Below are 19410 nucleotides of genomic sequence, written 5' to 3'. Positions count from 1 at the left end.
TATAGCGCGTCATTCAGGGCCTGATAAGGATGCAATAGCGATTATGTCCAGCATGCCGAAGCCCGGAACTGTCGAAAGTTACCTGATCCGCATGCCTGTCATTGCTTTATTGCTCGCAACCGCCGGTGCCGGCGCCCAGACCGAAACCCCCACCGTCTATGCCCAGGCGATGGTGCAGCCCCTGCCGGGCCAGCCGGGCTCGACTCAGCCCAGCGCCTGGAACCAGGCGGCGAGCCGCGTCGGCATGCCGTCCGATCCCTCGATCGCCGGCACGATCAGCCAGTGGCGCGCCTTGCAGCAGAGCGATGGCCTCGGCTTTTCCACCTATGCCAGCTTCATCATGGCCAATCCCGGCTGGCCGGGCGAGGACCGGATGCGGCGGCTGGCCGAGACCGGGATCAATCCCGACAGCTTTGATCCGCGCCAGGTGATCGCCTTCTTCGCCCGCTTCCCGGCGCGCACCGCGACCGGCCATGCCCGCAATGCCGTGGCGCTGATGCAGACCGGCCGGATGGACGAGGCGCGGGTGGCCGCGCGCACCGCCTGGATCACCGGCACGCTGAGCCCGACCGACGAGGCGCGGCTGCTGTCGCTGTTCGGATCGGGCTTTACCGTGGCCGACCATGACCAGCGCGCCGACGTGCTGCTGTGGAGCAATGACACGATCGGCGCGATGCGGATGCTGGCCTATGTCAGCCCGGCGCGGCGGGCGATCTATGATGCGCGCATCGCCTTTCGCCAGAAGTCGCCGGACGCCGCGATCAAGATGCAGACGGCCGAGCCGGCCGGCGGGGCGAGCGATGCGGGCTTCATCGCCGACAAGGCGACCTGGCTGCTCAACAGCGGCAACTGGATCGCCGGGCGCCAATATCTGGCCAATCGCCAGCCGCTGACCTTCCGCCCCGGCAATGCCGAAAAATGGTATGAGACGCTGCTGACCCAGGCACGGTCGTCGGCGAACGACAGCCAGTGGAGCTTTGCCTATGGCATCGCCAGCCAGCTGGACGACGCCTATGCGCCGGGCACGGACGTGTCGACCCGGCCGATCGGCGAGCGCGACGATTATACCAGCCTTGCCTGGCTGGCGGGCACGACCGCCTTCTACAATCTCAACCGTCCGACCGATGCGGTGGCGATGTTCCGCCGCTATGCGACCGGCGGCAAGTCGCCCCAGGTCCAGGCCAAGGGCTATTATTGGGCCGGGCGCGCGGCGCTGCAGGCGGGCGATGCCGCCAGCGCCAACAGCTATTTCAACCAGTCGGCACAGTTCCCCGACCAATATTATGGCCAGCTGGCGCTGGAGCGGCTGGGCCGGCCGGTGCCGCCGCCGCCCGAACGGGCGGTGTCGATCTCGGCTGCCGAACGCAGCGAGTTCAACAACCGGTCGGTGGTGCGCGCCGCCAGAGCGCTGGGCCAGATGGGCTATTGGGAAGACCAGAGCAAATTCGTGCGCGCCATTGCCAATGGCGCCGACAGCGATGGCGATCATTTCCTGGCCGCCGAGCTGGCGCAGAATCTGGGCCGCCCGGACATGGGCGTGATGGTCGGCCGCCGGGCGGTGTCCAACGGCCTGACCGGCTATGGCGCCAGCGCCTTTCCGCGCGTGCCGGTGCCGCCGACGGCGCAATATAACTGGACCATGGTCCATGCGATCGCGCGGCAGGAAAGCCAGTTCGACAAGCAGATCGTCAGCCATGCCGGCGCGCGCGGCCTGATGCAGCTGATGCCGGGCACGGCGCGGGAGCAGGCGGGCAAGCTGGGCCTGAGCTATGACGCAGGCTCGCTCAATGATCCCAGCTACAACATCATGCTGGGGTCGGGCTATTTTCAGCGCATGCTGGACTATTATGGCGGCAGCTATCCGCTGGCCGTGGCCGCCTATAATGCCGGGCCGGGCAATGTGAATCGCTGGGTCAAGGCCAATGGCGACCCGCGCCTGCCGGGCGCCGACATGCTGCGCTGGATCGAGCAGATCCCGATCTTCGAGACGCGCAACTATGTCCAGCGGGTGCTGGAAAATGCTGTCGTCTATGAAGCGATGAATCCGGAGCGCGCCAAGTTCAAGGGCAGCAATGCGGTGCTGAGCCGCTATCTGGGCAAGCAGACGCCGGGCTGATCTTTCCGGTTTGCGCGTCGGCCAAGGCTGTGGATAAGGGGCGGCATGAGCGGTCCCTATCCCAATTATATCAGCCCCGAGGGCTTTGCGAAGCTGCGCGCCGAATATGACCATCTGCTGGGTGTCGAGCGGCCGCGCATCGTCGAGGTGGTGAGCTGGGCCGCGGGCAATGGCGACCGCAGCGAAAATGGCGACTATCTTTATGGCCGCAAGCGGATGCGCGAGATCGACGGGCAATTGAAGCGTCTGTCGAAGAAGATGAAGGACGCCAAGGTCGTCGACCCGCGCCAACAGCCCGATAAGGGGCGGGTCTATTTCGGCGCGACCGTCACCATCGCCGACGAGGATGACAATCATCGCACCGTGACGATCGTCGGCAATGACGAGACCGATGTGGACGCCGGCCGGATCGGCTGGGGATCACCGATCGCCCGTGCGCTGCGCGGGGCGGCCATCGGCGACCTGCGCCGGGTGCATCTGCCCGCCGGGGAAAAGGAATATGAGGTGATGGCGATCAGCTATCCGCAATAGGATTTCGATCGCTTAATTTCCCACATTTCTCGCACATTTCGACATGGAATTTCCAACCTCCGTAACATCCTTGCGCGGGCCATCTCCATTATAGGGGCGATCAGCCCTGTAGGACAGCATCCTGCAGCCAGGCGCGGAAGGCGGCCATGGCGGGGCTGTCGGGGCGGGACAGCAGGCGGGTAAGCCAATAGCCGCCGACATCGACGCTCTCAGGAAAAGGCTGGACCAGCCGCCCGGCCTGCAGATCGGCGGCGAACATCGCGACCGGGGCGAGGGCGACACCAAGGCCGGCCCGTGCCGCCTCCACCATCAGCAGCGAGGTATCGAACATCGGCCCGCGCAGCGGCGGGCAGGGCGCTCCGACGGCGGCGAACCAGCGCGGCCATTCGTCGGCACGATAGGAGCGCAGCAGGGGTTCGCGCGCGAGCGCGGCGGGATCGGCCAGGCGGGCGGCGAGGGCGGGCGTGCAGAGCGGGGCGAGCGGCGCGCGCAGGATCGGCTGGGCATGGGTGCCGTGCCAGGCACCCTCGCCAAAGCGGATCGCCAGGTCCAGCCCCTCGCCGGCCAGGTCGACCCGGTTATTGTTGGTCATCAGCCGCAGATCGACATGGGGGCAGGCACGGGCGAAATCGGCAAGGCGCGGCAGCAGCCAGCCGCCGGCAAAGGTGCCGACCACGCCCAGCGTCAGCACTTCATGCAGCCGGCCGCCCTCGATCCGCTCCAGCGTGCCGCCGACCCGGTCAAACGCATCGGCCAGCACCGGGAGCAGCGCCAGCCCCTCGTCGGTCAGAGCGAGGCCGCGCGGCAGGCGGCGGAACAGTGGTGCGCCGATCCGCGCCTCAAGCTGCGCGACCTGCTGGCTGACCGCGCCCTGGCTGACGCAGAGTTCGAGACCGGCGCGGGTGAAGCTGAGATGCCGGGCCGCCGCCTCGAAGGCGCGCAGGGCATTGAGCGGCAATTGGGCGCGATCCATGATCTTTGCATAAGATCAGCTAATGGCTGTGTCGAGAATTGATGCTTTGTCGCAAGCCCCTATCTCCCGCAATCTCTGCCCATCACCAAGCATATAGGGGTAAAGCGATGCGCAACTGGATGGGCGTAGGTATCAGCATGGCTGCGATGTTTCTGGGTGGCCCGGCCTGGACGAAGGCGGTGGACGATCCGCTGCTGCGGCCGATCGCGCTCGCCTCGTCCAAGCGCTGGCTGGCCCCACAGGCGCCGATCCGGCTGCATGGCCAGACCTATCTGGTCGGGTTTGGCGGCCTCAATGTCGCGCTTATCAAGACCAACGCGGGCCTGATCCTGATCGACGGCGCGGTGCCGCAGGCGGTGCGCGACGTGGAGGCGAACATCAGGGCGCTGGGCTTTTCGATCCGCGACGTGAAGCTGATCCTGAGCACCGAACCGCATTTCGACCATGCCGGCGGGCTGGCCGCGCTGGCCCGCGACAGCGGCGCGACGGTGGTGGCGAGCGCGCCGGCAGCGGCCGTGCTGCGCACCGGCGGCATCGATCCGGACGATCCGCAGGCGGCCTGGCTGGAGCGTTTCCCCGCCGTCCGCCGGCTGCGCACGGTCAAGGATGGCGAGGAGATCCGGCTGGGCGACACGGTCATCACCGCCGTCGCGACGCCGGGCCATACGATGGGCAGCATGAGCTGGCGCTGGAAAAGCTGCGAGGGGCGGCAATGCGCGACCATGGTCTTCGGCTCCAGCCTCAATCCGATCGCGGCCGATGGCTATGCGTTTTCCGATCCGGCGCACCGGCCGGTGGTCGATGCCTTTCGCGCGACCTTTGCCAAGGTGGGCGCAATGGACTGCGACCTGTTGATCACGGCCCATCCCGATCCAGCCGACCCGGCGAAGCTGGCGCGCCTGCGGGCGAAGCGCGTGCCCAATGCCTTCATCGATCCGACCGCCTGCCGTCGCTATGCCGACCGCGCCGCCGGGATGCTGGACAAGAAGCTGGCGGCGGAAGGGGAAACGCGCAGTTACAGCCGGGGCCAATAGCCCCTTTCCCTGCTGGTCTTAATTTGCAACACTATTGTTGTAAATATAAAGGAGGGCAGGATGCAGATCGCAGGCAGAACGATATTCATCACCGGGGGTGGCGGCGGCATTGGCGCAGGGATGGCTCAAGCCTTTGCCGAGCAGGGCGGGCGCATCATCCTGGCCGATATCGACGCGGGTTTCGCCGAAGCGGAGGCGGCGAAGCTGCCGGCGGGGACGGACGCGATGGCGCTGCCGATCGACGTCACCAGCCGCGACAGCTGGGCGCAGGCGAAAGCGGCGGCGGAGGCGCGCTTCGGGCCTGTGGATATCCTCTGCAACAATGCCGGGATCGCGTCCGGTTTCGCGCCGCTGATCGACATGGACCCGGCCGATTTCGACCGGCTGGTCGCGGTCAACCTGACCGGCGTCTATAATGGCATCGCCTGTTTCGCGCGGGCGATGGTCGACCGGGGCGCGGGGCATATCGTCAACACATCGTCGATGAACGGGCTCAACCCCTTCGGCCTGTTCGCCGCCTATTCGGCCAGCAAGTTCGGCGTGCTGGGCCTGTCGGATTCGCTGCGGCAGGAACTGGCGCCCCATGGCGTCGGCGTCTCCACCCTGTTCCCCGGCCTGACCCGCAGCCGCATGTCGGAATCCGACACGGTCGGGCCGGGCGCGATGGACCCGGCGCGGCTGGCGCAGATTCGCGCCAACATGATGGAGCCGATCTGGCTGGGCCGGGCGGTGGTGCGCGCGGTCGAGCAGGACCAGCCCTATATCATCACCCATCCCGAATATCGCGACGACCTGGCCCGCCGGTTCGATACGATCCTGGCGGCGTTCGGCGAACCGGCCCAGCCGGGCTATCGCACGGGGGCGTCGGCGACCGGGCGCTGACTGAGGCGCGAAAGCTCAGGCCCGCAAGCTCAGGCCCGATAGTTCAGGAACGGGCGGCGGCGAGGATCATCTCCGCCCCCTTTTCCGCGATCATCATGGTCGGCGCATTGGTGTTGCCCGACGTGATCGTCGGCATCACCGATGCGTCGATGACGCGCAGCCCGGCAATGCCATGGACGCGCAATTGCGGGTCGACCACCGCGCGCGGTCCGCTGCCCATGGCGGCGGTGCCGACCGGATGGAAGATGCTGCTGGCGATCGCGCCGATTCCTTCGAGCAGGGCGGCATCATCCTGCCGCTCCGGGCCGGGCCGGAACTCCTGCGGCGCATAGGGGGCGAGGGCCGGCTGGCCGACGATCACGCGGGTGACGCGCACCGCCTCGATCGCGACCTGACGGTCCTCGGCGGCGGAGAGATAATTGGGGCGGATGGCGGGCGGGGCGAGCGGATCGGCGGAATGGATCCACACATCGCCGCGGCTGTGCGGGCGCAGGTTGCAGACGCTGGCGGTGAAAGCGGGAAAGGCGTCGAGCGCGCCGCCGAACGCGGCCAGGCTCAAGGGCTGGACATGATATTCGAGATTGGCGGTGGCATGGCGCGGATCGGATTTGACGAACATGCCAAGCTGGCTGGGCGCCATCGACAGCGGCCCGGAGCGGCTGGCGAGATAGTGCAGGCCCATCCACGCCTTGCCCAGCCATGATCCGGCCCGGCCGTTGAGGGTGGCGATTCCGGTCACCCGATAGGCGCAGCGTATCTGGAGATGATCCTGCAGATTTTCGCCGACGCCCGGCCGGTCGGCCAGCACGTCGATGCCGAGTGCGGCCAGCCGGGCGCCGTCGCCGATGCCCGATCGCTGGAGGATGGCGGGGCTGCCGATCGACCCGGCCGACAGGATGACTTCGCCATCAGCCTGCGCGGTGCAGGCGTCGCCATCCAGCAGGAAGCGCACGCCGGTGGCGCGGCCCTGCGCGATCGTCACCCGGTCGATCGTCGCGCCGGTGACGATGCGCAGATTGGGGCGGTTCATGGCCGGACGCAGGAAGGCGTCGGCGGCGCTCCAGCGCCGGCCGCGCCGCTGCGTCACCTGAAAATAGCCCGAGCCCAGATTGTCGCCGCCGTTGAAGTCTGCGGTTTCGGGCACGCCATATTGGCTGGCGGCCTGACGGAAGCGGTCGAGCAGATCCCAGCGCAGTCTTTGCCGCTCGACCCGTATCTCGCCGCCTGCGCCATGGGTGGCGCTGGCCCCGTCCTGATGATCCTCCGCCCGCAGGAAATAGGGCAGGACATCGTCCCAGCCCCACCCGATATTGCCGGCCTGGCGCCAGCCATCATAATCGGCCGCCTGACCACGCATGTAGATCATGCCGTTGATCGAACTGCTGCCGCCGATCACCCGGCCGCGCGGATAGGCGATGGCGCGGGCGGCAAGGCCAGCCTCCGCCTCGGTCTTCAGGCACCAGTCGGTGCGCGGATTGCCCATGCAATAAAGATAGCCGACCGGGATCTTTATCCACAGCCAGTCGTCCTTGCCGCCGGCCTCCAGCAGCAGCACGCGGTTGCGCGGATCGGCGCTCAGCCGGTTGGCCAGCACGCATCCCGCGCTGCCTGCGCCCAGGATGATATAATCCCAGCGGCCATAATCCCGGTCCATCGCCTCTCCTCTTGTGCGTGGAACATGGCCCGGCGGGGGCGGCGGCGTAAAGGGGCGGGGCGGGCGCGGTGGCGATATCTGGCCGGGCCATGGCCTGCAAACTGGCCATGGGCGCGGGCGGGCAAGGGGCTATGGCAGGCGGGTGACGGCGCAGGAGGATGGCCCATGCAGATTGCGATACTGACGTTCGAAGGGTTCAACGAACTGGACAGTTTCATCGCCGCCGCCATCCTCAACCGGATGAAGCCGCAGGGCTGGGCCGCCCATATCACCGCGCCCGACGAGACGGTGACGTCGATGAACGGGGTGACGGTGCAGCGGCAGCGGCCGCTGGACTTTGCGGCGCAAGCGGACGCGGTGCTGATCGGCAGCGGCATCCGCACGCGCGAGATTGCGACCGATGCGGCGATGCTGGGGCGGATCACGCTCGACCCGGCGCGCCAGCTGATCGGGGCGCAATGTTCGGGGACGCTGCTGCTGGCGAAGCTGGGCCTGGTCGGCGACCTGCCGGCCTGCACCGACCTGACCACCAAGCCCTGGGTGGTGGAGGCGGGGGTGCGGGTGATCGATGCGCCCTTCATCGCCCATGGCAATGTCGCGACGGCCGGCGGATGCCTGTCGGCGCCCTATCTCGCCGCCTGGATGATCGCGCGGGGCGGATCTATGGCGGATGCAGAAGCGGCGCTCCATTATGTCGCGCCGGTGGGCGAGAAGGCCGACTATGTCGCACGGGCGCGGGCGGTGATCGCGCCGTTCGTGGAAGCGGTGCCGGCCTGACGGGCGCCTATCTGCGCAGCAGGAACACCGCATGTTCGGCGAACATATTGGCGTTCGCATGGGTGGTTTCCTTGTCCCCTTTCAGGAACCACTGGCCATCGATGGTCCAGCCGCGATCCTTCACCAGCGCGCGGAAATCATCGACCGTCACATGATGGATGTTGAGCGTGTCATACCAGGTGTCGGGCAATAGCCGCGTCACCGGCATGCGACCGCCCCACAGCAGCGACAGGCGCCCGCGCCAATGAGCGAAATTGGGGAAGGAGACGAAGGCCTGGCGGCCGATGCGCAGCAATTCCTCCACCACCAGGTCCGGGCGCCGGGTTGTCTGCAACGTCTGGCTGAGGATCGCATAGTCGAAACTGGCGTCGGGATAATAGGCAAGGTCGGTGTCGGCGTCGCCCTGCACCACAGACAGGCCACGGCCGACCGCGGCGGCGACATTGGAGCCGTCAATCTCCAGCCCGCGGGCATCGACCTGGCTAGTGTCGCGCAATGCCGCCATCAGCGCGCCGTCGCCACAGCCGACATCCAGCACCCGCGTGCCCGGCCGCACGGTGCGGGCGATCAGCGCGAGATCGGGGCGGAGAAGATCGCTCATGCCCGGCCACCGCGCAGGAAGCCATCGACCACGCGATTGAGTTCCGGGCTTTCAAGCAGGAACGCGTCATGGCCGAAGGGGCTCGACAGTTCGACGAAGCTGGCCTGCGCGCCCGAGGCGTTGAGCGCATGGACGATCGCGCGGGATTCGGCGGTGGGATAGAGCCAGTCGGTGTCGAAGCTGACCAGGCAGAAGCGCGCCCGCGTCGCGGTGAAGGCCCGCGCCAGCGATCCGCCATGATCCTCGGCTATGTCATAATAGTCCATGGCACGGGTGATGTAGAGATAGGAGTTGGCATCGAACCGCTCGACGAAGCTCAACCCCTGATGGCGCAGATAGGACTCTACCTGGAAATCCGCGTCGAAGCCGAAGGTCTTGGCGTCACGCCCCTGCAGCCGGCGGCCGAATTTCTCGGTCAGGCCTGCTTCGGAAAGATAGGTGATATGGGCCGCCATGCGCGCCACGGCGAGGCCCGCGCTCGGCACCTTGCCATCGGCATAATAGTCGCCGCCGCGCCAGAGCGGATCGGCCATGATCGCCTGGCGCCCGACTTCGTGAAAGGCGATATTCTGCGCGCTGTGGCGCGCGGTCGAGGCGATGACGACGCAGCGTTCGACCCGGTCGGGGAACAGGGTGGGCCAGGTCAGCGCCTGCATGCCGCCCATCGACCCGCCGATCACCGCCGCCAGCCGATCGACGCCCAGATGGTCGAGCAGCATCGCCTGCGCCCGCACCATGTCGGCGATGGTCAGCACCGGGAAGCGCATCGCGTAAGGATCGCCCAGCGCGGGGTCGATGCTGGCCGGGCCGGACGATCCCATGCAGCTGCCGATGACGTTGGAGCAGATGATGAAATGGCGCGCCGGGTCGACCGGCTTGCCCTCGCCCACCATCCGCCACCACCAGCCCGGCTTGCCGGTGACGGGATGGTCCGACGCGACATATTGGTCGCCGGTCAGCGCGTGGCAGATCAGGATGACGTTGGATTTGTCCGCATTCATCTGCCCATAGCTTTCATAGGCGATGTCGACCGGGGACAGGCTGGCGCCGCTCGACAGCGGTAGCGGACCGGGAAGGCGGGCCTGGCGGCGCAGGCCGAAACGTGTGTCAGGGGAAACGCTGGCCATGACATCGGGCTAAGACGAGGGAAAGAGGCTGTCAATTGGCGGGCGGGGTGGCGATCGGCCTGCGCCGTCCCTAGATGGAGAACATGACCGATCAGACCCGTCCGACCATCGTCGCCTATGGCCCGCTCTATCCCTATCTGACCGACCAGCTGGAGCAGCGCTTCACCGTCCATAATGTGACGGCGGACGCGGATATGTCCGCGCTGCCGGCGGAGGTGCTGGAGGCGCGCGCGCTGGTCAGCTTCGGATCGGTCGGGGCGCCCGCCGCCATCATGGACGCGCTGCCGAAGCTGGAGATGATCGGGCTATTCTCGGTCGGCTATGACAAGGTCGATGTCGACCATGCCCGCGCCAAGGGCATCCGCGTCACCAACACGCCCGACGTGCTGACCGACGATGTCGCCGACCTGGCCGTCGGCCTTCTCTATGCGACGGTGCGCAACATCGCCGCCAATGACCGGCTGGTGCGGTCGGGCGGCTGGGCGCGGGGCGAAAAGCCGGCGCTGGCGGGCCGGGTGACCGGCGCGACCATCGGCATATTGGGACTGGGCCGGATCGGCCGGGCGATCGCAAAGCGGCTGGAGCCGGTGGCCGGCGAGATCCTCTACCATAACCGCAAGCCGGCAGCCGACACCGCCTATCGCTATGTCGCCGACGCGATCGACTTTGCGCGCCAGAGCGAGGTCATCATCGTCGCCACATCGGGCGGGCCGGAAGCGGCCAAGCTGGTCGACGGCGCGATGCTGGACGCGCTGGGGCCGGACGGCGTCATCGTCAATATCAGCCGGGGCGGCGTGATCGACGAGGCGGCGATGGTCGAGCGGCTGGCCGACCGGCGCATCGCCGGCGCGGGGCTGGACGTGTTCGCGCACGAACCGCATGTGCCCGAAGCGCTGTTCGCGATGGACCATGTCGTGCTGCAACCCCATCAGGGCAGCGCCACCGTCCACACCCGCAAGGCGATGGCCGACCTGGTCGTCGCCAATCTGGACGCCTGGTTTGCAGGGGAGGCGCTGCTGACGCCGGTGGTGTAGTATGGGTGGGAAGCGGACTGTCCGAAAATCCTCCCCAAGCAAGCTTGGGGAGGAACTGGAAACGCCCGCTTCTGGTCGTTTCTTGCAAGTTCTAGCCGGCGTCATCCTGACGAAAGTCAGGATCCATTCTGCGCTATGGCGGATGGGGAGCGCTGAATGGATCCCGAATCAAGTCCGGGATGACGGAACCGGCGAGGTCCGCTTTTCTGACCGACGATCGAACAAGCCGACGATAGTGAATCGCCGCTAGCCGTCCTTGCAATCTCAATGGAAGTCGCGCGATTTGGGTAGAATGCGCACGTCGCGGGGGTGACGGGCGGCGGGGGCGGCCTGTATCGGCGGTTCGGATTGCGACAATCGGTTGAGGTCGGCGGTGCGGTCGTGGATGCGGCTGGCCATCAGATGGACGACGCCTTCCTTGCTGCGCTGCACCTCGCCCTCGACCAGCATCAGACGGCTGGCCATGACCGGGCGGCGCTGCAGCTCGAACAGGCGCGCCCAGAGCAGGATATTGGTGATGCCGGTCTCATCCTCGATGGTGATGAAGACGGCATTGCCCTTGCCCGGCCGCTGGCGCACCAGCACCACGCCGGCGGTGCGGACGCGCGCGCCATTCTTCGCCGCGCTGGTCTGGGCGCAGCTCAGCACGCCTTCGGCCGCGAACACCGGGCGCAGGAACTGCATCGGATGGCCCTTGAGCGAGAGGCGGGTCACCGCATAATCGTCCATCACCTGTTCGGCGAGCGGCATGGCGGGCAGCATCGCGTCCGCCTCCTCCCCCAGTTCGCGGGCGGCGCGGTCGTGCCGGCGGGCGGCGGCGAACAGGGGCAGTTCGTCCGAGGGGGTGCGGCGCGCCTCCCATAAAGCGGTGCGCCGGTCCTGCCCCAGCGAGCGGCAGGCATCGGCATCGGCCAGCAGCCGCAGCGCCCGCGCGGGTAGGCCGGCACGCCGGGCCATGTCCTCGATACTGGTGAAGAGGCCCCCCTGCGCCCGCGCCGCCGCCATCTGCGCCGCCCATTGTTCGCGGAAACCGTCGACCTGGCGCAGGCCAAGGCGCAGCGCCAGCGCTCGGCCGGTGCCTTCGCCCTTGTCCGCGTGGCGGCTGCGCAACAGCGGTTCCAGGCCATTGTCCCAGCCGCTCATATTAACGTCGACATCATGGATGGCGACGCCATGCTCGCGCGCGTCGCGGACCAACTGGGCCGGGGCATAGAAGCCCATCGGCTGGGAATTGAGCAGGGCGCAGGCGAAGATGGCGGGCTGGTGGCATTTGATCCAGGCCGAGACATAGACCAGCCGGGCGAAGGACAGGGCATGGCTTTCGGGAAAGCCATAGCTGCCGAACCCTTCGATCTGCTTGAAGCAGCGCGCGGCAAACTCCGCCTCATAACCGCGCGCGGTCATGCCGTTGATCATCTTCTCGCGGAAATGATGGATGGTGCCGACATTGCGGAAGGTCGCCATCGCGCGGCGGAGCTGATTGGCTTCGGATGAGGAAAAGCCGGCCGCGACGATGGCCAGCTTCATCGCCTGTTCCTGGAACAGGGGGACGCCATAAGTGTCCTTGAGCAACTTCTCCAACTCGTCTGGCGGGCCGAAGTCGGTACCGGGGCTGGGATAGTCGACCTTCTCCTCGCCGCACCGACGTCGCAGATAGGGATGCACCATATCCCCTTCGATCGGCCCCGGCCGCACGATCGCCACCTGCACCGTCAGGTCATAAAGGTTGCGCGGTTTGAGACGGGGCAACATGTTGATCTGCGCCCGGCTCTCGACCTGGAAGACACCGATGCTGTCGCCCTTGCAGAGCATGTCATAGACGGCCGGATCCCTGGATTGCAGATCGACGGTCAGGTCATGGCGACCTAGCCCGTGCTGGTTCATCAGCGCATAGGCCCGGCGAATGCAGCTGAGCATTCCCAGCGCCAGCACATCGACCTTCATCAGGTTCAGCGCGTCGATATCATCCTTGTCCCATTCGATGAAACTGCGGTCGGCCATGGCCGCATTATGGATCGGCACGGTCTCGTCCAGCCGATCCTGAGTGAGGACGAAGCCGCCGACATGCTGGGACAGATGACGGGGGAAAGGCGCTCTGATCAATTGCTGGACCAGGGTGCGCAGCCGCTGGATTTCACCATTGTCGAGGGCAAAGCCGGCATCCACGAAGCGGGCATCGCCAAGATCGCCCGAATAGCTGCCCCACACGGTCGCCGACAGGCGCATCACTACATCTTCGCTGAGGCCCAACACCTTGGCGACTTCGCGCAGCGCGCTGCGCGAGCGATAATGGATGACGGTCGCCGCGATGCCGGCACGGGCCCGGCCATAGCGGCGATAGATATATTGCATCACCTCCTCGCGCCGCTCATGTTCGAAATCGACGTCGATATCGGGCGGTTCGTTGCGCTCCTCCGATACGAAGCGGGAAAAGAGCAGGTCATGCTCCATCGGATCGATCGACGTGACCCCGAGCAGGAAGCAGACGATGGAATTGGCGGCCGATCCGCGTCCCTGGCACAGGATTGGCGGCTTCTGCGCGCGGGCGAAGCGCACCAAGTCATGCACCGTCAGGAAATAATAAGCGTAGTTCTGGCGTCGGATCAGGCGCAATTCCTGACCGATGAGCGCGCGCACCTTGGGCGGAAGCTGGCGGCCATAGCGCCGCCGGGCACGTCGCCGCACCATATCCTCCAGCCAGGCGTCCGGCGACCAGCCCGCCGGCACCGGCTCATGCGGATATTCATAAGCGAGATCCTTCAGCGTGAAGTCGATCCCGTCGATGAAGCGGATCGTTTCCGCCAGGGCATCGGGACAGTCGGCAAATAGCCGGGCCATTTCCGTCGGCGATTTCATGTGACGTTCGGCATTGGCCTGCAATCGGGTGCCGGCCGTCTTGAGCGTTACCCCTTCGCGGATGCAGGACAGCACGTCCTGCAGCGGACGGGTGCCGGACGTCGCATAGAGAATATCGTTGGTCGCGATCAGCGGGATGCCGATGTCGCGGGACACCGCCTGCATCATCGCCACATGGCGGGCGTCTCGCCCCTGATAGCGCATCGACAGCCCCAGCCAGACGCGACCCGGCATCCTGTCCTGCAATTGCCGCGCGGCCTCCTGCCAACTGGGTGGCGAGGCGGGCGGGACCAGCCGCAAATGCCGAGATGGCACGGGGATAGCCTCATCCTCGAAGGCGTAATCGGGCGGGGCGTCATGCTCCTGCTGCGCCTGCGCCGTAGACAAGGGCAGGATGATCATCCGCCAGTCGTCGAGATAATCGAGCAGGTCGGCAAAATGCAGGATGCAGTCGCCCTTGATCGCCTTGATATTGCCCTTGGTCAGCAATCGGGTCAGCTTCCCCCAGCCTTGCCGCGATGCGGGATAGACGATGATGTCGGGAGTGCCGTCGACAAAGATCAACCGGGCGCCGACGATCAGGCGCAGGTCGGTTTCGCAGCCTGCTTCCTCTTCGGGCGTCAGGCTTTCGGGTTCGCCCCGCGCCTTCTTGTCCTCCAGCAGCTTGGCGCGCGCCTTTTCTGGCGCATCACGTAGCGCGACATAGGCGCGGACCACCCCGGCGACGCTGTTGCGATCGGCAAGGCCGATTGCCTTGAGGCCCAGGGCGATCGCTTCCCCTACCAGATCGGCGGGATGGGATGCGCCATGGAGGAAGCTGTAATTGCTGATCGAAACCAGTTCGGCGAAGGGGGGCTCGGCCGGTGCCGGGCGCGGCGGGGCGGGTTTTGTTTTTTCTCGGGCTGCCTCGATCGCGTTCAATTCGCGCCGGTCGATCGATCGGGGTTTGGCGGGATCGGGCGGCGGGCGCCGGCCGCTCATGCGAACAGGCCGTGGATATACCAGCCGGGATGGACGGTCTCCGCGCCATAGAGGCCGTGGCGGAAGATCCAGTAGCGGCGGCCGCGCGCATCCTCGACCCGGTAATAGTCGCGGGTGCGGCCGGTGCTTTCGCCTTCGATCGCGCCGTCCTTGGCCTGCCACCACTCCGGTGCGATCCGTTCCGGCCCCTCGAACCGGGTGACTTCATGCAGGGTGCGGCGCCAGCGGAAGCGGTGAGGCGGACCGTCGGGTACTTCCGCGATCACATCGATCGGCTGGGGCGGATCGAACAGATGGAGCGGGCGCATCGGCGGATCGCTGGGTTCGCCGACCGGCGCCCAGCCTTCGGGCGCGCGATGCTCGACCGCCGGCAGCGCCAGCTGTGCCTGTTCGGGAATATGGCTGTCGCGTGGTTCCAGCCGCTGGATGCGGGCGCGCCCGGCGCGGATCGACAGGCGATCGACCAGCGCCTCCACGCCCTCGCTCTTGCGCGCCTCGCCCCCTTCGAGCGCGAGCTGGGTCGGCGCCATCGGGTCGGCGCGCGGCACGGTGAGGCGCAGCATGTCGAAGCCGAAACCGGGATCGAGCGGATCGGACAGGCTGTCGATCCGTTCCTGGAACAGGCGCATGATCGCCGGCGCGTCGCGGATCGGCAGGCTGGTTTCGACCCGGATCGGGAAGGCGAGGCCGTCGCTGCGGAAGAAGACGGCTTCGAACCGGCGGCCGCCCTGGCCGCGCTCGGCCAGTTGTTCGCCGGCTTCCGCTGCCATCTCCGCCACGACCTTGATCGCATGGGCGCTGCTGCCCATCGGTTCGGCGAAGCGCCGTTCGACCCGGATCGCCGGGCGCGGACGGCGCGGGGCAAGCGGGCGATGGCCCAGGCCCAGCAGCGCGTGGAGCGCATCGACAGCCTCCTCGCCGAAGCGGGCGGCAAGCGCGGCGGCCGGGCGCGCGGCGAGATCGCCGACGGTGCGCAGTCCCGCCCGGCGGAGCGCCACCGCGCTCTCCGCCTCCAGCTCCAGCGCCTCGACCGGCAGGCGGCGTACCGCCGCATCCTCGTCCGGCGCGGGAGCGGCGGGGAAACGGGCGAGCGCATGGGCGGCCTCGGGCGATGCGGCGATGGCGTGGCGCACGCGCATGCCATGCCGTTCCAGCCGGTCGGTCGCGGCCTGCGCCAGTTCCGCTTCGCCATCCCACAGATGGGCGCATCCGCTGATGTCGAGCATCAGGCCATGGCCGGAATCGAGCGCGGCATTGGGGGTGTAGCGGGCGCAGCCGTCGCATAGCCGCTCCAGCCAATCCTGGTCGCCATGGGGATCGGCCTCGAACACGCGCAACTCCGGCTCGCGGGCGCGCGCATCGGCGAGCGTCATGCCGGGGGTGAGGCCCGCCGCCAGCGCATCGGCATCCAGCGTCGCGAGCCGCATCGCGCCGCGGACATTTTCCACCACCACCGCGGGCGCATCGCCCTGCGCGGCCCAGAGGTCAGGCCGCGCGATCCGCAGCCGATCGATCGGCAGGAAGGGAAACCAGAGCGCCAGATAGCGGCGCGCCGTCCTGCTGTCCGTCCTGTCCATGCTCATGGCGTTCATGCCGTCCGTCTCCAAAAGCCCCCTTCTCGCTATCCCATATCAGCCGCCAGGCCAGCCCGTCCGGCCCCGCCCGTCGCCGCAGCAGGCTGAGGGCGAAGGCACTGTGCCCCGGCGCATTGCCGGGCAGCGGATCGGATGGGGCGGCCGCTACCTGCCAGCGGGTTTCCGCTGCGCTGGGCACCGGATCGCCGCCGACCCGCAGCAGGAAGGCGGTGACGCCCGATTGTTCGGCCGCCAGCGCCAATCGCCGGCTGGCAGTGAGGTCCAGCAGCGGCGCCCGCCCGCGCAATTCGATCAGCAGCGCGCCGAGGGCGGGGCAACGCAGCCCCTCCACCGCGGCGCGCAGCAGCATTGCGTCATCGGCCATCAGCCCGATCAGCAGCCGGGCCGGATCCAGCCCCAGCGCGGCGAGACCGGGGCCATAGGGCGATCCGCCGACCTTGGCCGATGCGATAGTGCGCAGCCAGAGCAGCGGCGCGTCATCCGCCGCCAGCCGGGCGAGGATCAGCGCCAGGCCGGCCGCCGCTCCTTCCTCCTCGGCCGCGCCGAACAGTTCATGCACCCGCCCGCGCAGGAGGCCGCCGTCGAGCGCCGCGTCCAGCCCGGCATGACCGGTCGCAAGCCGGGCACAGCCGACCGTCGGCGCTGGCGTCCGGTCCAGCGCCGCGATATGCCGCTTCAGCGCGGCGAGACTTTTGATCGACTCGCTCATTGCATTTGTTCCTGATATGTTCTTATTTCACTTCATTGGCTGCCCGAGTCAATCCGCTTGCCAATCCAGAGGACAAAGAAGGATTTCCTGATGACCGACACCGCCCGCAAACGCGCCGATTTCCGTGCCCTGCATCAGAATGGCTTTTTCCTGCTGCCCAATGCCTGGGACGCGGGCAGCGCGGTGCGGCTGGCGAAGAAGGGCTTTCGCGCGATCGCGTCGACCAGTGCCGGCGCGGCCTGGGCGGCGGGCAAGGATGATGGCGAACTGGGCTGCGACGCGGTGCTGGCGCATCTGGAGATGCTGGTCGCGGCGACCGACCTGCCGGTCAACGCGGATTTCGAAAATGGCTTTGCCGATGCGCCCGAGGATGTCGCCGCCAATGTGACGCTGGCGGCGCAGACCGGCATTGCGGCCCTGTCGATTGAGGACTGGTCGGGCAGCGCGCTATATGACCTGCCGCTGGCGGTGGAGCGGATCGCGGCCGCGCGCGAGGCGATCGACCGGGTCGATCCGGCGCTGATGCTGGTCGGGCGCAGCGAGAATTTCCGTGTGCCCGGCATGGCGCCGAGCGAGAGCATCGCCCGCGCCGTCGCCTATGCGGAGGCGGGCGCCGACTGCTTGTTCGTGCCTTTCCTATTGGATCACGGCGCCGTCGCCGAACTGGTCGCGGCGGTCGCGCCCAGGCCGGTCAATGTCGTCATCCATGACTATGACGCGGCCGGCATCGCCGCGCTGGCGGCGCTGGGCGTGCGCCGTTGCAGCATCGGCGCCAGCCTGGCCCAGATCAGCTGGGCGGCGTTCGACGATGCGGCCGCACGGTTGAAGGCGGCCGAGGGGTAAGGCTCCGGCGGTGGATAAGGGGCTAGGCGCCCTTACTCCACCGTCACCAATGTCACCGACTTGGACGGCAGGGTCAGCGCCACCTGGCCCTGCGCCAGCCGCGCCGGCAGCGGGCCGGGCACGAAGGGATCGGCGCCCTCGAAGCGGATGCGGGTGTCGATGGTCGCGGCGGTCAGCGTCCGGGCGCTCGCCTTGCGCCAGGCGCCCCCTTTCAGGTCGATGCGCACCGGCCGGGCGGCGGCGGGGTCGAGATTGACGATGCTGAGATGCAGCGCGCCCGCCGCATCTTTCGACGCCGACACGCTGAGCCCCGGCAGCCGCACCGTGCCCTCGACATAGTCGGGCGCCTGCACATCGACCGGGATCATCGTCGCATTCTGATGGACTTTGTAGAGGTCGAACACATGCCAGGTCGGCGTCACCACCATCTTGGCGCCCTGTGTCAGCACCAGCGACTGGATGACGTTCACCATCTGCGCGACATTGGCCATGCGCACCCGGTCGGCATGATTGTTGAAGATGTTGAGGCTCATCCCCGCAATCACCGCGTCGCGCAGCGTGCTTTCGAGGTAGAGCTGCGAGGGCGCGTCCTTCTCGCTGTCGAACCAGGCGCCCCATTCATCGACCGCGATCGCCACCTGCTTCTTGGGATCATAGCGGTCCATGATCGCGGCATGGCGGCGGATCAGTTCGTCGGTCAGATGGGCGCGGGCCAGCGCGGCCGCCCATTGGTCGGTGCCAAAGCCGATATTGCGCCCCTTGTTGCGCCAGTCATTGCCGGCGAAGCTGTAGAAATGGAGCGAGAGGCCCCACATCAGCGGGCGTTCGGTATTGTAGGCGAGCGGCGTGGGATTGGGGCGCCATTTCATCGCCTGCGCCATGACCTTTTCGGTCCATTCATAATCGTCGGTATCCGCGCCCACCGCGATCAGCTTCGCTCGCTCGCCCGAATAGGCGCGCAGGAAGGCGGCATAATGGCGGAAGGCAGTGGCATAGGTGTCGGCGGTCATGTTGCCGCCACAGCCCCAGCTTTCATTGCCCACACCGACGAAGGGTACGGCCCAGGGCGCGGCATGGCCATTGGCGGCGCGCTCCTTGCCCGGCTGGCTGTCGGTCGGCGCGGTCATGTAGCGCATCCAGTCGTCCGCCTCGCGCACGCTGCCTGACCCGACATTGACCGACACGAAGGCCTTGGCGCCGATCTGGTCCAGGAAATCCATATATTCATGGGTGCCGAACGCATTGGTTTCGGCCGACTTGTCCCAGGCGGCGTTGATACCGGCGGGGCGCTGTGCGGCCGGGCCGATGCCGTCGCGCCAATGATAGCCATCGGCAAAGCAGCCGCCCGGCCAGCGGATCACCGGCACCTTCACCTGGCGCAGCGCGGCGACCACATCGCTGCGGATGCCGCGCACATTGGGGATGGGGCTGCCTGGCCCGACCCATATGCCTTCATAGACTCCGCGGCCAAGATGCTCGACGAACTGGCCATAGATATTGGGATCGATGGTGGCGCCGGGCTTGCCGGTGTCGACGGTCAGGACGGCGCTGTCGCCGGGCGCAGCCGCCGGGGCCGATGCGCCGGCAAGGCCGGCGAGCAGGCCCGCCGTTGCCGCCAGCAGCGCCCGTCGCGTCCGCACCCAAGCCCGTCCCGAAAGCTGCACGCCCATGCCATCCCCTTCCTCAATTTGTCTGAG

15 protein-coding genes are annotated in these 19410 nt (G+C 67.4%); 7 read left to right on the top strand and 8 right to left on the bottom strand.

The window, feature by feature from the left end:
* The first annotated feature begins 43 nt into the window (after positions 1-43).
* Positions 44-2116, top strand: coding sequence for a lytic transglycosylase domain-containing protein (locus VHN57_RS17665; RefSeq protein ID WP_278983631.1), 2073 nt, complete (start codon positions 44-46; stop codon positions 2114-2116).
* A 45-nt stretch (positions 2117-2161) separates the two neighbouring features.
* A complete protein-coding gene (greB, locus tag VHN57_RS17660) occupies positions 2162-2647 on the top strand; it encodes a transcription elongation factor GreB (RefSeq protein ID WP_010337318.1) in 486 nt (161 codons plus the stop codon).
* Positions 2648-2747: 100 nt separating this feature from the next.
* Here the strand turns inward: greB and VHN57_RS17655 are convergent, their stop codons facing one another.
* Positions 2748-3620, bottom strand: coding sequence for a LysR family transcriptional regulator (locus tag VHN57_RS17655; RefSeq protein ID WP_423284734.1), 873 nt, complete (start codon positions 3618-3620; stop codon positions 2748-2750).
* A gap of 107 nt (positions 3621-3727) precedes the next feature.
* Here VHN57_RS17655 and bla point away from each other — a divergent pair, with 107 nt between their 5' ends.
* Positions 3728-4654 carry a subclass B3 metallo-beta-lactamase gene (gene bla, locus VHN57_RS17650; protein WP_278983635.1) on the top strand — a complete coding sequence of 309 codons (927 nt, stop codon included), beginning with the start codon at positions 3728-3730 and terminating at the stop codon, positions 4652-4654.
* A gap of 60 nt (positions 4655-4714) precedes the next feature.
* Positions 4715-5536 (top strand): SDR family oxidoreductase, encoded by an 822-nt coding sequence (locus tag VHN57_RS17645; protein WP_278983637.1) that lies wholly within the window; start codon positions 4715-4717, stop codon positions 5534-5536.
* A gap of 43 nt (positions 5537-5579) precedes the next feature.
* Here the strand turns inward: VHN57_RS17645 and VHN57_RS17640 are convergent, their stop codons facing one another.
* Positions 5580-7190 carry a GMC family oxidoreductase gene (locus VHN57_RS17640; RefSeq protein WP_278983638.1) on the bottom strand — a complete coding sequence of 537 codons (1611 nt, stop codon included), beginning with the start codon at positions 7188-7190 and terminating at the stop codon, positions 5580-5582.
* Between the two features lie 165 nt (positions 7191-7355).
* Between VHN57_RS17640 and VHN57_RS17635 the strand changes: the two genes are divergently transcribed.
* A complete protein-coding gene (locus VHN57_RS17635; RefSeq protein ID WP_278983640.1) occupies positions 7356-7967 on the top strand; it encodes a DJ-1/PfpI family protein in 612 nt (203 codons plus the stop codon).
* 7 nt (positions 7968-7974) lie between these two features.
* Here VHN57_RS17635 and metW read toward each other — a convergent pair whose 3' ends face one another.
* Both metW and metX read right to left on the bottom strand, forming a co-directional pair.
* Entirely contained in the window at positions 7975-8568 is a 594-nt protein-coding gene (gene metW / locus VHN57_RS17630; RefSeq protein ID WP_278983641.1) for a methionine biosynthesis protein MetW, read from the bottom strand.
* Positions 8565-9695 (bottom strand): homoserine O-acetyltransferase MetX, encoded by a 1131-nt coding sequence (metX, locus tag VHN57_RS17625; RefSeq protein WP_136185624.1) that lies wholly within the window; start codon positions 9693-9695, stop codon positions 8565-8567. The genes metW and metX overlap by 4 nt, the downstream gene beginning before the upstream one ends.
* 74 nt (positions 9696-9769) lie before the next feature.
* Here metX and VHN57_RS17620 point away from each other — a divergent pair, with 74 nt between their 5' ends.
* Positions 9770-10729 carry a 2-hydroxyacid dehydrogenase gene (locus VHN57_RS17620; protein WP_278983643.1) on the top strand — a complete coding sequence of 320 codons (960 nt, stop codon included), beginning with the start codon at positions 9770-9772 and terminating at the stop codon, positions 10727-10729.
* 264 nt (positions 10730-10993) lie between these two features.
* Here VHN57_RS17620 and VHN57_RS17615 read toward each other — a convergent pair whose 3' ends face one another.
* From VHN57_RS17615 to VHN57_RS17605, 3 genes are read right to left on the bottom strand one after another with little or no spacing between them, the layout of a single operon-like run.
* Positions 10994-14566, bottom strand: coding sequence for an error-prone DNA polymerase (locus VHN57_RS17615; protein WP_423284730.1), 3573 nt, complete (start codon positions 14564-14566; stop codon positions 10994-10996).
* On the bottom strand, positions 14563-16158 hold the full coding sequence (locus tag VHN57_RS17610) for a Y-family DNA polymerase (protein WP_423284729.1): 1596 nt from the start codon (positions 16156-16158) through the stop codon (positions 14563-14565). The genes VHN57_RS17615 and VHN57_RS17610 overlap by 4 nt, the downstream gene beginning before the upstream one ends.
* Positions 16052-16870 carry an ImuA family protein gene (locus VHN57_RS17605; protein ID WP_423284728.1) on the bottom strand — a complete coding sequence of 273 codons (819 nt, stop codon included), beginning with the start codon at positions 16868-16870 and terminating at the stop codon, positions 16052-16054. Before VHN57_RS17605 ends, VHN57_RS17610 begins: the two co-directional genes overlap by 107 nt.
* A gap of 90 nt (positions 16871-16960) precedes the next feature.
* On the opposite strand from VHN57_RS17605, the gene VHN57_RS17600 reads away from it, so the two are divergent.
* Positions 16961-17713, top strand: a complete 753-nt coding sequence (locus VHN57_RS17600; protein ID WP_423284727.1) for an isocitrate lyase/PEP mutase family protein — start codon at positions 16961-16963, stop codon at positions 17711-17713.
* A 32-nt stretch (positions 17714-17745) separates the two neighbouring features.
* Here VHN57_RS17600 and VHN57_RS17595 read toward each other — a convergent pair whose 3' ends face one another.
* Positions 17746-19383 (bottom strand): alpha-N-arabinofuranosidase, encoded by a 1638-nt coding sequence (locus VHN57_RS17595; protein WP_423284726.1) that lies wholly within the window; start codon positions 19381-19383, stop codon positions 17746-17748.
* Positions 19384-19410: the final 27 nt, after the last annotated feature.

The sequence above is a fragment of the Sphingobium salicis subsp. salicis genome (assembly GCF_049472635.1).
GTDB lineage: Bacteria > Pseudomonadota > Alphaproteobacteria > Sphingomonadales > Sphingomonadaceae > Sphingobium > Sphingobium yanoikuyae_A.
The sequence above is the reverse complement of the archived record's forward strand: the minus strand, read 5'-3'. Positions and strand labels throughout refer to the sequence as shown.

Bases quoted from the DNA above. Each gene is read 5' to 3' on its own strand.
- greB (WP_010337318.1), top strand. From the start codon at position 2,162: ATGAGCGGTCCCTATCCCAATTATATCAGCCCCGAGGGCTTTGCGAAG.
- VHN57_RS17605 (WP_423284728.1), bottom strand. From the start codon at position 16,870: ATGAGCGAGTCGATCAAAAGTCTCGCCGCGCTGAAGCGGCATATCGCG.
- VHN57_RS17610 (WP_423284729.1), bottom strand. From the start codon at position 16,158: ATGAACGCCATGAGCATGGACAGGACGGACAGCAGGACGGCGCGCCGC.
- VHN57_RS17655 (WP_423284734.1), bottom strand. From the start codon at position 3,620: ATGGATCGCGCCCAATTGCCGCTCAATGCCCTGCGCGCCTTCGAGGCG.
- metW (WP_278983641.1), bottom strand. From the start codon at position 8,568: ATGAGCGATCTTCTCCGCCCCGATCTCGCGCTGATCGCCCGCACCGTG.
- VHN57_RS17615 (WP_423284730.1), bottom strand. From the start codon at position 14,566: ATGAGCGGCCGGCGCCCGCCGCCCGATCCCGCCAAACCCCGATCGATC.
- VHN57_RS17645 (WP_278983637.1), top strand. From the start codon at position 4,715: ATGCAGATCGCAGGCAGAACGATATTCATCACCGGGGGTGGCGGCGGC.
- VHN57_RS17620 (WP_278983643.1), top strand. From the start codon at position 9,770: ATGGAGAACATGACCGATCAGACCCGTCCGACCATCGTCGCCTATGGC.
- bla (WP_278983635.1), top strand. From the start codon at position 3,728: ATGCGCAACTGGATGGGCGTAGGTATCAGCATGGCTGCGATGTTTCTG.
- VHN57_RS17635 (WP_278983640.1), top strand. From the start codon at position 7,356: ATGCAGATTGCGATACTGACGTTCGAAGGGTTCAACGAACTGGACAGT.
- VHN57_RS17600 (WP_423284727.1), top strand. From the start codon at position 16,961: ATGACCGACACCGCCCGCAAACGCGCCGATTTCCGTGCCCTGCATCAG.
- metX (WP_136185624.1), bottom strand. From the start codon at position 9,695: ATGGCCAGCGTTTCCCCTGACACACGTTTCGGCCTGCGCCGCCAGGCC.
- VHN57_RS17595 (WP_423284726.1), bottom strand. From the start codon at position 19,383: ATGGGCGTGCAGCTTTCGGGACGGGCTTGGGTGCGGACGCGACGGGCG.
- VHN57_RS17640 (WP_278983638.1), bottom strand. From the start codon at position 7,190: ATGGACCGGGATTATGGCCGCTGGGATTATATCATCCTGGGCGCAGGC.
- VHN57_RS17665 (WP_278983631.1), top strand. From the start codon at position 44: ATGTCCAGCATGCCGAAGCCCGGAACTGTCGAAAGTTACCTGATCCGC.